At 34.7% G+C, this 12,929-nt stretch carries 10 protein-coding genes; 8 read left to right on the top strand and 2 right to left on the bottom strand.

Features of this window, described 5'->3' with window-relative positions:
* The first annotated feature begins 44 nt into the window (after nt 1-44).
* The 7 genes from IPJ83_13590 (at nt 45) to IPJ83_13560 (ending at nt 6,673) form a co-directional block, all read left to right on the top strand.
* Complete coding sequence (locus IPJ83_13590; GenBank protein ID MBK7881578.1) at nt 45-809, top strand: triose-phosphate isomerase; 765 nt, start codon at nt 45-47, stop codon at nt 807-809.
* Nucleotides 810-994: 185 nt separating this feature from the next.
* Complete coding sequence (gene bamD, locus IPJ83_13585; protein MBK7881577.1) at nt 995-1,804, top strand: outer membrane protein assembly factor BamD; 810 nt, start codon at nt 995-997, stop codon at nt 1,802-1,804.
* Nucleotides 1,791-2,135 (top strand): DNA-directed RNA polymerase subunit omega, encoded by a 345-nt coding sequence (locus tag IPJ83_13580; GenBank protein MBK7881576.1) that lies wholly within the window; start codon nt 1,791-1,793, stop codon nt 2,133-2,135. Before bamD ends, IPJ83_13580 begins: the two co-directional genes overlap by 14 nt.
* A 31-nt stretch (nt 2,136-2,166) precedes the next feature.
* On the top strand, nt 2,167-3,363 hold the full coding sequence (gene coaBC, locus IPJ83_13575; protein MBK7881575.1) for a bifunctional phosphopantothenoylcysteine decarboxylase/phosphopantothenate--cysteine ligase CoaBC: 1,197 nt from the start codon (nt 2,167-2,169) through the stop codon (nt 3,361-3,363).
* 10 nt (nt 3,364-3,373) lie between these two features.
* The gene (locus IPJ83_13570) at nt 3,374-4,282 is read left to right on the top strand and encodes a DUF4835 family protein (protein ID MBK7881574.1); all 909 of its coding nucleotides are present in this window, start codon (nt 3,374-3,376) and stop codon (nt 4,280-4,282) included.
* 27 nt (nt 4,283-4,309) lie between these two features.
* Nucleotides 4,310-4,894, top strand: coding sequence for a phosphoribosylglycinamide formyltransferase (locus IPJ83_13565; protein MBK7881573.1), 585 nt, complete (start codon nt 4,310-4,312; stop codon nt 4,892-4,894).
* A 21-nt stretch (nt 4,895-4,915) separates the two neighbouring features.
* Entirely contained in the window at nt 4,916-6,673 is a 1,758-nt protein-coding gene (locus tag IPJ83_13560; protein MBK7881572.1) for a dynamin family protein, read from the top strand.
* 20 nt (nt 6,674-6,693) lie between these two features.
* On the opposite strand, the gene priA is transcribed toward IPJ83_13560, so the two are convergent.
* Nucleotides 6,694-9,138, bottom strand: coding sequence for a primosomal protein N' (gene priA / locus IPJ83_13555; GenBank protein MBK7881571.1), 2,445 nt, complete (start codon nt 9,136-9,138; stop codon nt 6,694-6,696).
* A gap of 12 nt (nt 9,139-9,150) precedes the next feature.
* Entirely contained in the window at nt 9,151-9,519 is a 369-nt protein-coding gene (locus tag IPJ83_13550) for a DMT family protein (protein MBK7881570.1), read from the bottom strand.
* A 139-nt stretch (nt 9,520-9,658) separates the two neighbouring features.
* Between IPJ83_13550 and IPJ83_13545 the strand changes: the two genes are divergently transcribed.
* Nucleotides 9,659-12,925 (top strand): gliding motility-associated C-terminal domain-containing protein, encoded by a 3,267-nt coding sequence (locus IPJ83_13545; protein ID MBK7881569.1) that lies wholly within the window; start codon nt 9,659-9,661, stop codon nt 12,923-12,925.
* Nucleotides 12,926-12,929: the final 4 nt, after the last annotated feature.

The following is a 12,929-nucleotide window of genomic DNA, read 5'->3' as shown; positions in this document are numbered from 1 at the left end:
AATTTGTTACAAAGCAATACATTTGGTTTACAAAATGGTCTTTAATGAAACCCTTTAGAAAACCTTTAGTTGTGGCAAACTGGAAAATGAACATGTTGCCAACGAAAGCATCCTCCTTTATCGAGGAATTTCTAACTCTGCGTGATAATAATCATGATTATGTCATAGCCCCACCTTTTACACATCTGTGCGACCTCCGTCAATTTATCCCAAAGGGTTTAAAATTGGCGGCTCAAAATTGTCACGAACAATTGTCTGGAGCCTATACTGGTGAAGTTTCAGCCAGTATGTTAAAGGATCTTGGAGTCAGTTATGTAATTCTTGGCCATAGCGAAAGGAGAGAAATGAATTTTAGGGAAAATATGCTGATCTCGAAAAAAATAAAAACAGCACTTTCTCAAGAATTAAAGATTGTTTATTGTTGTGGAGAATCCAAAGAATTGCGAGAGGAAGGCCTTCATTTAGAGCATATTATCAATCAATTAGAAGAGGATCTGGGGGATGGGTTGGAAGATGGGTTGAACAACATTATAATTGCCTACGAACCTGTGTGGGCAATAGGTTCCGGAAATTCAGCGACTCCTATTCAGGCCCAGGAAATGCATAGCCATATTAGACAATGGATTGGGGAAAACTATGGTGCTGAATACAAAGAATCTGTTAAAATTCTATATGGTGGCAGTGTAAAAGGTTCCATTGCTGAAGAATTGGCAAAACAGCCTGATATTGATGGGGCCTTAGTAGGTGGTGCAAGTCTGAATATTCAGGAATTTATTTCTATTGGACAAATTTTTAACAACTTCAAGTAGAATCAACGGGAGCAGAATATTGCTATAATCTATAAAATGTATTTTAATTTATATATGTAAATAGCTGTAAGTCAAAAAAATGAAATAATTTCATCCTCTTTTAAAAAGGCATTTACAACATTATCTTTTTCAGAGCAACATCTTGCGCAACATCGCGTTTAATGTCGTAACTTTGCAGCCTTAAAATGAGAAATATTTACTTAACTTTTTTTGGTTTAATCATTTTGATAAGTTCTTGTAAGTCAACTTATGAGAAGGTTAGGACTAGTGGAGATCCAGAATTAATATTAAAAAACGCCAACCAATATTATGCTCAGAAGGAGTACCTTAAAGCACAAACATTATTTGAATTGGTGATAAGTTCATTCAGAGGGCAAAAACAGGCAGAAGATTTGTATTTTAAGTACGCCTATACCCATTATTATCTTTCAGATTTTGAAACTGCTAGTCAGTATTTTAAAAATTTTGCCAACACCTTTGTTACCAGTAAGTATAAGGAAGAATCGGAATTTATGGCTGTTTATGCCATTTATAGGACTTCTCCGGATATAAAACTCGACCAAACTTCTACTCAAAAAGCAATTGATGGATTTCAATCGTTTGTAAATGTTTATCCTGAGTCAGATCGACTGGCAGAATGCAATAAATTAATTGATCAACTCAGGCTTAAATTAGAAACTAAAGCATATCAACAAGCCTTGTTATATTATGATTTGAAGTCTTTTCAGGCCTGTTTAACAAGTCTTGAAAATCTACTTACCGATTTTCCTGAAACAAAAAATGAACGTGAAATCAGATACCTTCAGGTCAAATCCGCCTATGAGTGGGCAGTAAATAGTGTATTTGAAAAGCAAAAAGAGAGATTTAACAAAACAATCGAGCTCTGTAATTATTACCTTGTGAAGTTTCCAAGTGGGAAAGTTTCTCAAGAAGTCAAACAAATAAAAAATCAGGCCAATATTAAATTCAACAACCCAATTTATGATGGATATTAAAACACAAGTTCAAGGAATCAATCCAAATGTTCAGGCAAGGGACATCAAAGCTTTAGCTGCAGTTACAGGAAATATTTATGAAACGATTAATGTTATCGCAAAGAGAGCCAATCAATTATCTAATGATTTGAAGACCGAACTGCACGACAAATTGGAAGAATTTGCTTCGCACTCTGATACTATTGAAGAAGTGCACGAAAATAAAGAGCAAATTGAGATTTCTAAGTTTTATGAGAAATTGCCAAATCCAGTACTGATTGCAATCGAAGAGTTCATAAATGGACAAATTGATTATACCTTAAGGACTCAAGAACCATCTGATTCTGAATAGCACAAGTCCCTAAGATTATAATGGATAATGCATGAACGCATTAACTGGAAAAAAGATAATCCTCGGGGTAACCGGAAGTATATCCGCTTATAAATCTTTGATTTTGCTTCGTTTATTGACGAAAGCAGGTGCTGAGGTTAAAGTTATTATGACTAATTCGGCCATGGATTTTGTTGGTCCCTTAAGCTTTTCTACCCTTTCCGGCCAAAAAGTATTGAATAGTCTCTCTAATGAGCAAGAGTGGCAGAATCATGTCCATTTGGGTTTATGGGCAGATTTGTTGCTGGTTGCTCCAATTAGTGCCCAATCCATGGCTAAGTTTACTTTGGGTTTGGTTGATAACTTATTAACTGCGGTTTTTCTTTCTGCAAAATGTCCTGTAATGATAGCTCCAGCAATGGATTTGGATATGTGGAAGCATCCTTCAACTCAGAATAATTTAGAAATATTAAAACAAAGAGGAGTCAAGGTTGTACCGGTTGCCGAAGGTATTTTGGCCAGTGGATTAAGTGGACCTGGGAGATTGGCTGAACCTGAAGAAATAATGGAGCTCGTTCTGGCGTTTTTTGATCAGAAAGCCAAGCTTAAGCACAAGAAAATTTTAATTACAGCCGGCCCAACTTATGAATCAATTGACCCGGTAAGATTTATCGGAAATTTTTCTTCAGGTAAAATGGGTATTAGACTCGCTGAAGTTGCTGCATCCATGGGAGCAGAAGTAACTTTGGTTCTGGGTCCAGCCAACCAAAAACCAGATCCATCCTTTCAAATAGAGGTAATTCATGTGGTCTCAGCTGAGCAGATGTTAAGTAGTGTTTCATCAAAAATTAATCATTTTGATTATTTCATTTTAGCAGCGGCAGTAGCAGATTACAAACCTGAAAATCCGTCTTTAGAAAAAATTAAAAAAACTGAAGATAGTATTACCTTGAAACTTGTTAAAAATCCAGATATAGCGGCTTTCATAGGTGAAAAGAAGCAACCAAACCAAAGGCTGATAGGTTTTGCATTGGAAACACAAAATATTGTCAATAACGCACAAACTAAATTAGATAAGAAAAACATGGATATGATCGTTATCAATTCACCAAAAGATGAGGGCGCAGGTTTTGGTTTTGATACGAACAAAATCCAGATTTTAAAAAAATCAGGAGAATTGATATCTTTCGAGCTTAAATCAAAAGAAAAGGTGGCCATTGATATTTTGGAAGAGATGATTAAACTTTGATTTTAAATATATGCACAAGAGACTAATCCTGTTGGCAATTGCCATGATAATGTTGCTGCAAGGCAGTGCTCAGGAATTGGATATGACAGTTAAAGTGATTGCGCCCAATCTGGGCACTAGTGACAAGGCTGTTGTGGGACAAATGGAAAAACTAGTTAAGGAGTTCATGAACAACCAAAAGTGGACTGGGGATAAGTTTGAATTGTATGAGCGAATTAAAAGCAGCGTTCAAATAACGATTAGGGAAGATCGTGGGAACAATTCATTTGTTTGTGATTTTGCAATCCAGGCATCAAGGCCTGTATATCAATCAACTTATGAAACGCCAATACTTATTTTGAATGAAAAGGATGTGCCCATTAATTTTGATCCTTTTAAGCCATTGGAAAACAGTAAAGAAACGTTTTTTGACAATTTGTCCAGTGTATTGACATTTTATGCATATTTTATACTTAGCCTTGATTACGACAGTTTTAGTCTGGAAGGTGGAGAGCCCTATGTCAATATTTTACAAAATATGGTCAATACAATACCTTCTGGAGCGCGTGGATTTGATCAGAGTTGGAGTTCTTCCTCAAGTAAAAAAAACAGCCGCTATTTTTTGATGGAGAATCTTATAAATCCCAGAATGAAGGCGTTTAGACGAGCGTTTTATGAATATCATAGGTTGTGTTTGGATCAAAGCACTAAAGATATGAATGTCGCGCGGAGAGATATGGTTGCCGCAATTAATGCCATTGCGCAAACCGATAGATCTTATCCAAATACTTACTTAATGCAGATTTTTATTAATTCCAAAAGTGGAGAAATAATAGAAATTTTTAAAAAAGGAACCACTCAGGAAAAAGATGAGGTATACAGGGCAATGACCGCAATAGATCCATCAAATTCCAGTCAATACAAGGTTTTAAAATCATAATCCAACCTACATACTCTAACGAAGCATATGAAGAAAAAGAAAATTGCCATTTTCGCCTCAGGCCAGGGAAGTAATGCAAGTCAGCTAATCAAACATTTTAAAAATCACCCAAATATTCAGGTGGTATTGATCATTACTAATTCATCAAAAGCAAATGTAATTAAAGTTGCAGAGGAAAACGGTATAGAATATTCCGTAGTCAATAAATCACTCTTGAGCAACAATAGTTACATGACATCATTACTGAATTTATACGATGTTGATTTTATAGTTTTGGCTGGCTTTTTGATGTTGGTTCCACCTTTTTTGGTAAAAATTTATGACCAAAGAATGATAAACATTCATCCCGCACTTTTACCGAAATATGGCGGCAAGGGTATGTATGGCCTAGGTGTGCATCAGGCAGTAATATCTTCTGGAGATCCAGAGTCAGGCATCACAATTCATTACGTAAATGAAATGTACGACAAAGGAAAAATAATTTTTCAAGCTAAGTGCAAGGTTGATAAAAAAGATAATGCTGAAAAGCTGTCTAAAAAGGTTCAGGAACTCGAGCACAAACATCTTCCAGAATGGACTGAAAAACTTATATCCCAAATGAGATATTTTTAAACTTTCAAAACAAAAATATTTATGTCACAAAGCGCCCTAATAGAAAAAGACCTACAAGGGCCTTATCTGTTATTTGAAGAAATAGCAAAGGATTTGCATGCACTTACCATCTCTATCGACAATCAATCATTGGTTGATACGGTAAGCGATTTGCGAAATAGAATTAGAGACCCCTTTATGTTTGTAATTGTAGGGGAGGTTAAGGTAGGGAAAAGTAGTTTTATAAACGCTTTGCTTCAAACAACAACTGAAATTTGTAAAGTTGCACCAAGTCCGATGACCGATACTATTCAACAAATAGTTTATGGGCCAGAGTATATGGAAATAGCCTTAAGTTCTGTTTTAAAAAGAATTACCTATCCAGAAGAAATTTTAAAAGAAATTGCAATTGTAGATACACCCGGAACTAATACAATCATTCAGCATCATCAAGAAATCACAGAAAAGTTTATCCCTGTTTCCGATTTAGTAATGTTTGTTTTTGAAGCAAAGAATCCTTATCGGCAGTCGGCCTGGGACCTGTTTACCTATATCAAGGAAGACTGGCGAAAGAAAATCATTTTTGTTTTGCAACAAAAGGATTTAATGTCTAACGAAGATTTACTAGTTAATATTAATGGTTTAAGACAATTTGCAATACAAAAGGGTATTGAAGAGCCATTGATATATCCTGTATCTGCAAAAATGGAGTTGGAAGGACTTTCAGAATCTAGTGGATTTATCGATTTAAGGCATTTTATTAAAGAAAATATTACCGGAGGAAAGGCGGCTTTTCTTAAGTTGCTGAACAATATTGATAATTGCACTAACATCAGCCAAAAACTCCAGGCTGGAATCCAACTAAGAAAAGATCAATATGATTATGATATTGAATTTAGAAATGACATTAGTAAAACTTTGAAGGAGCATGAGCGCATTTCTTTTAATAATGTGAACCTCTTAATTGAAAATCTTGTTTCAGCTTATCAAAATAGTTCAGCAACCTACAAAAAGGAATTGGAAAATGGGCTTGGTTTTATAAACGTAATAAAGAAAGGAATAACAGGTATTTTTAATAAGGATAATAATTTGCATGCGTGGTTGGAAGATTTTAAGTCAAGATTTGAATCAACACTAAAGCAAAATTTGAGGGAAAAGCTGGATTTGAATGTACAAGATATTTCAGATTCCATAATGCAAATGGCTCAGATTGTCAGTCTAAAGATTAAAGGAAGCAGAACAGTTTTGAAAAATGATCACGAAATATTTTCCGAAATTGCAGATAAGCGTGCCGGAGTTATGAGTGATTTGCAACAAACATTCAATGATTTTATCCGAAATTCCGAAAATTATTATAGCAGTGAATTGTTAAAGTCTGAGAGTAAATTGGCTCCAAATGTTGCCACCGGTACAGGAATTGCTATCATAGGTACCATCATTACTGCATTGACCCATGGAGCGGTTTTTGATATAACAGGTGGAGTTTTAACGTCCCTTGGTTTGCTTTTTGCAGGAATTACTTTAGGGTTTAACCGACGAAGAATTTTACAAAAGTTTGAACATGAATTGATTCAAGGTAAAAATGGATTGGAAGAGGAGCTTAGACATAAGTTGGGTTTTTACATTACGGAGATCAAAACAAAAATAGATCATAATTTTTCCAAATTTGATGAACATCTGGTTAATGAAAAAAAAGCAATAGTGGAGTTAAACCAGAAACATACCAGTATACTTGAACGATTAGGAGAAGTTAAATCGATAGTTGAAAGAATGTTTTCAAGGATTGTGAAGCAGGGATAACTATTTTCTTCAAATCCAAATTAATATGGATCTACATCTATGATAACTCTGATAGATCCCCAGCCTTCTTCTGATTTTATCTTTTGAGTATATTCTTTGATTTTTTGTTTTCCTTTAAGAATTATTTCATTTTTTCGTTCCAACTTAAGGTATATTTCTCTGGCATAAGCTCCCTTTATTCTAGCAACAGGTGGTTCGGATGGACCTAATACTCTTTTTCCCAAGAATTTAGATAAGCGGTTTATGAGCCAAATTGCTGCCTGATCTACCGTCTCTGACTTTAAATGCCTTAATTCAATTCTGATCAACCTAACAAATGGAGGGAAGTTAAATCTCTTACGTTCTAATAATTCTCTTTCAATAAAATTTTTAAAATCGTGATTCATCACATCATTTATTACAGGATGGGATATTGCATAAGCCTGAATAATTACCTGTCCCAAATCTTCTCTTCTACCAGATCGCCCACTAACCTGAGTCATCAGTTGAAATGCTCTTTCCTGTGCGCGAAAATCCGGATAATGTAAAATTTGGTCCGCCTGAATTATCGCTACCAATCCCACATGTTCAAAGTCCAGACCTTTTGTGATCATTTGGGTGCCTACAAGAATATCAATTTCTTTATCTTGAAAAGCCTCTAATATTTCTGTTTGAATGCTTTTGCTTCGGGCTATTTCCTGATCAAATCTTTTAATTATCAAATCAGGAAAATATTCTTTTAATTCTTCTTCTATTTTTTCTGTGCCAAACCCCATAAATTTCAGTGTGTGTTGTTCGCATCGAGGACATTTGGTGGGAATATTTCGCTTAGAACCACAAATGTGACATTTTAATTTTTGCTGATATTTATGAAGAGTCATGTGAATATCACAATGATCGCAATAGGCTTCCCAATTGCAATTTCCACATTGAAGTAAAGGACTATAACCTCTTCTGTTTCTAAAAATGAGAATTTGCTTTTTACGTTCAATTTGGTATTCAATTGCTTCAAGAAGTTCTTCAGTAAAATGTCCTTTTAGTTTTCCAAATTGAGAGGCTTCCTTTAAAGAGACTAGCTTAACTTCAGGCAATTGACTTTCTCCAAATCTTTGGTCTAACACGACTGAGCCAAATCGATCATTGATTACATTTGAATAGGATTCAAGCGAAGGTGTAGCAGACCCTAATAATATTTTTGCATTATGGTCCTGTGCCAGAATAAATGCACAATCTCTTGCATTATACCTCGGAGATGGATCATTTTGTTTATAAGATGGATCATGTTCTTCATCAACGATGATCAGACCAAGTTTTTGATAGGGAAGGAATAAGGAAGATCTTGCACCTACTATGAGTGGGTGACCTGATTTACACGCCTCCCATACAGCTAATCTGTCTTTTTGGGACAGGCCTGAGTGGTATTCAATTAATTGGGTTCCAAAATATTTTTTAATTCTTTGTACCAACTGTGAAGTCAATGCAATCTCCGGAACAAGGTACAAAACTTGTTTGCCAAGGAGAATATTTTCCTTGATCAGTTCCATATAAATTTGGGTCTTACCACTTCCTGTGATTCCCCTAAGCAACACCACAGATTTCTTTAACCAAGTACTTTTTATATCCTCTAAACAGGTCTGCTGAATAGCGGATAATTGGAATTGTAAAATAGTATTCGTCGTTTCAGGATATGAATATTTTTCTAATTCAATTTGTTCGAAAATACCTTTTTGTAAAAGTGAATTAGATACTGTTGAGGAACATCCGCTAATGTTGAGTAGTTCTTTAAGTTTAATCCAACTTTTATCTCTGCGCTCATTTAGATAGCATAAAACTAGACGACTTTGATTTTGAGATTTTTGTATAGACAACAATGACCTGTTCATCTCTTCAGAATCTTCAGTTAACTTTCGGTTTAACCGGATCCATTTAATTTTTGGTAGTTTTTCTTGGTCGGATAGTCGTTCAGTAACCAAGATAAGTCCATCATCAATCAATTTCTTAATGGGTTTAAGAATAGATTTTTTTTGAAGAATATTTCTGATATCCAGAACACTTAGTTCATTCCTAATGTCTAAAGCTTCAAGAATTAAAAATTCATCATTGCTTAAGGAATAATCTAAATAATTAATTTCTTCTTTTTTAAGGAAATGTGTTTCGCTGGCCAATCGAAATGCAGAGGGTAGAGCAGCGCTCATCACATCTCCAATACTACATAAGTAATATTCACTTATCCATATCCAGAAATCCAGTTGAATTTTATCCACTATTGGCTCTTCATCCAATATATCTAATATTGGTTTTGGGTTTGGCCAGTTTGTCTTCAATGGAAGACTTTTTACAATGCCAGCATAATGCTTTCTTTTACCAAATTCCACTTCCACTCTTTTGCCAATTGCAATACGATCTTTAAATTCCTCTGGTACAATATAAGTGAAGCATCCTTCTGCAGCTAGAGGTACAATAATTTCTGCGTAGACTTGTTCCATTGTACTTTAGGGTTATTTTTTAAACGCAAAATAGACTGCAGCAATAATGCATAAAAAACTAATGATGTGATTTTTAGTAAAGGTCTCTGTTTTAAAGAATATTAAAGTGAATAAAACAAATACAAATAAAGTAATGACTTCTTGAATTACTTTTAATTGAAATAATGAAAATGGGCCTCCATTGCCAATAAAACCAATTTTATTTCCAGGAACCTGAAGGCAATATTCAAAAAATGCGATTCCCCAGGAAAACAAAATCAAGCCTGGAATTCCCCACTTTTGAATTCCGGTCACCTCCTTAAGTCTCAAATGTCCATACCAAGCCATTGTCATAAAAATATTAGCGAGGGTAAGGAGCAAAACAGTATATAAAGATTTCATTTAATTTGTAATTAGCTCAAAATTAATACTTACTCTTTAATTTTGTTAAATTAAGATGGAGTTATTCTATTTTGATAAGGATTTATCAAAATAATATTTAATTTTATATTCTGGCAACCACCTCAATTGAACAAAAGAAATGATTTTTTCATTTTTTTATTATTCTTTTCTTTCCCTATATTTAACTTTTAATGTACAAGTTAACCTGCCGGAGGTGTGTGATAACTCCTTGGACGATGATGGTGACGGACTTATAGATTTAAACGACCCAGATTGTAAATGTTCAGGAATTAAGGATACGATATTTATTCCTTCTTCTTTAATTCCAAATCCTTCTTTTGAAGATTACATCATTTGCCCAGATACAGTTGCCCAATTAGACCGGTGCCGCTCATGGATTCAAGCTTCTTCAGCAACTTCCGATTATTTTCACACCTGCGGTTTTACTTCAGATGTAGTGCGTGGCAAACCTCCACAGCCACTTCCAGCAGGAAATGGTTATGTAGGGTTCCTTGATATTCAGGATTTTGCCGGGCGGGGACGATATAAAGAATATGTAGGTGCTTGTCTTACAACACCAATGTTGCCAGGGAAGGAATATACATTGAGCTTTTGGATTGGCTTTGGAACACCCGGAACTCAAGCTCTTGGAAATGTTTTTGTAGGACCAAGACGTACTTTCAATATGGGTATTTTTGCAAGTAGTGATTGCACAAATTTGCCTTTTGGTGGGCCATTTGGAAATTGGCTTTGTCCTACCGCTTATGCTGGATGGTTTGAAATGACTAGAGTAAGTCTTACAGGACGCAACGCTTGGATAAAAACGACTGTTAAATTGAAGCCAAATGTAAAAGTGGAAACTCTTGTTTTGGGGCCTGCATGCGCTGCAACAGATGGGACTTATTATTATTGGTTGGATGAGTTGATTCTTGAGGAATCTACCAAATTTGATTCACTTTATTTTGACATAAGTGGAAGTCCGTGCTCAGATACTATTATCCTGAAGTCAAATGGAGCCAAGCTTCCAAAAATTACTCACCAATGGTATAAGGACGGTATTGCAATTCCGGGTGCAACGGATATTAATTTGTCCATACCGAAAGGTGAAGAAGGCAGGTATCAGTTAAGAGCATTTGATGGAAAAGATTGTGAACTTAGTAATTATTACGATTATATTAACGATACTTCTTTTACTTTTATTGATTCCATAATTTGTTCCGGCAATTCTGTTAATGTAGCAGGGCGTGTATTTGATACTTCCGGAGTGTATGAAATCGTAATCCCGAATTTCAGAGGTTGTGATAGTATAATAAAATTAGAACTTGAAGTAATATCCACAGCTTTTGGGCACTTGGATACTACTATATGTATCGGCAATTATATTGAGATTGAAGGAGTAAAATACAATCAATCAGGAACCTATGGAGTGCCGTTGATTTCCTATAAATCATGTGACAGTGTACTTGTCTTAAACCTAAAGGTGGTAAGTCAATTTGTAACTAAACTGGATACAACATTATGTGAAGGGGATTATTTATCGATTGATGGAATTAATTATTCTAAAGAGGGAAATTATTTAATTAAATTTTTGTCTGCGCAAGGATGTGATAGTGTTTTAGATCTAAACATAAAAATTAATAACCTTAAGGTTACCAATGTTGATTATATGTTATGTGAAGGAGACTCACTTTTAATCAATAATCAGCTTATTAAAAAATCTGGTCTTTACCAATCCATTTTTGCTTCCTACAATGGATGTGACAGTTTGGTCAATTTTAATGTGCTTGTAAATTCAAATAACTACGTAAAAATTGATACCATTCTTTGCTCAGGAGAATTTATTCAAATCGGAGGAGTCAATTATGGAACTAATGGTATTTATACTGTCCCATTTAAAAATATTAATGGATGTGACAGCCTGGTTGAATTACATCTACAAATAATTCCAGTACAAAATATTAAATTGGATACTGGAATATGCGAAGGTAGTTTTCTTTCAGTTGGTAAAACAAATTTCAGTAGGCCTGGTACATATAGAATCAATTTAGTAAACCAATTGGGTTGCGACAGTATAATTGATCTTCAATTGAAGAATTACATAAACACTTCATCTGATGTAAATAGAAGCATTTGTAATGGTGAAACATTGAGTATAGGGACACAAAATATTTTTGAATCTGGTAATTATCAAATTAAACTGATTAATTCAAATGGATGTGACAGTTTGATCAACTTATCATTGACAGAAGCCTTACCGATTAATATAAAAATAGATACGATCATATGTTTTGGAACAGAGCTTAAGCTTTATAACCAGATTTTCGATAAAAGTGGTATTTACAACTATAAAGGAAAAAGTATTCGAGGATGTGATTCAATATTTGAATTGAAATTGGAAATTTTAACTCAACTAAGCGTGCTCGATTCATTGGGACAGAATATATGTCCGGGTGATTCAAGTGGAAGTATCCGGCTTACTGTGGATGGTGGCAAGCCACCATATAATTTCCAATGGAATGATAAAAGTATTGGAAAAGATATTCTGAATATTAAATCCGGGCATTATCAAGTAACAATCACGGATGCCATTGGATGTAGTATATTGAAGGAATTTGAATTGCCTGATTCAGGATGTTTTTGTTTTAATCTGATAACTGAAAATGGAAATTGCGAAAATGAATCAAAAGGTAACTTGCTAATTGAAAAGATTGGTGGGGGAAAGTATCCTTTGAGTTATTTTCTAAATTCAGTTCCAAAATTTCCAATCAATAATAAAATTAGCGATCTGAATTCAGGAAATTACCAAATGAATATTGTAGATGCAAACGGGTGCTTATTTAAGAAGGATTTTAATATAAAATATAATATTGAAGACAGGATAAAATATCCGAATGACAGCCTGTGGGTCTTTGTCGGGGATAGCGTTTTTCCTGAATTTTATCATCTGGATACGAATGGAATTGAATTTAATTGGAGAGGAAATGGTTTAATCAATTGTCTGGATTGCAAGAAAACTGCATTATTGGCACAACCTGGGGTCAACGAATATCTGGTAATTGCAATAGATGCCAATGGTTGTGAATACGAATATAGACTCATTGTTTCGACCAGGCAAAACTTTTATGTGCCCAATGTTTTTAGTCCAAATGGTGACCAGCAGAATGACTATTTCAATTTGCACAGTGACCCTAGTATAGAAACGATTGACCTTTTACAAATTTATGACCGGTGGGGAGGAAGGATTTTTGAAAGTAAAGGTGGGCATCCAAATAGTTCTGATGGTGCGTGGCATGGAGATTCTAACGAATTACCTGTGAATCCGGGAGTTTATGTTTATTTGTTTAAGTTCAGAGATAAGACGGGAAAGGTTTTCTTGTTGTCAGGGGATGTTACACTAATGAGATAGTTAT

This window comes from Candidatus Vicinibacter proximus (assembly GCA_016713905.1).
GTDB lineage: Bacteria > Bacteroidota > Bacteroidia > Chitinophagales > Saprospiraceae > Vicinibacter > Vicinibacter proximus.
Note: the sequence above shows the minus strand (reverse complement) of the source record. Positions and strands in the feature narration are given on the sequence as shown.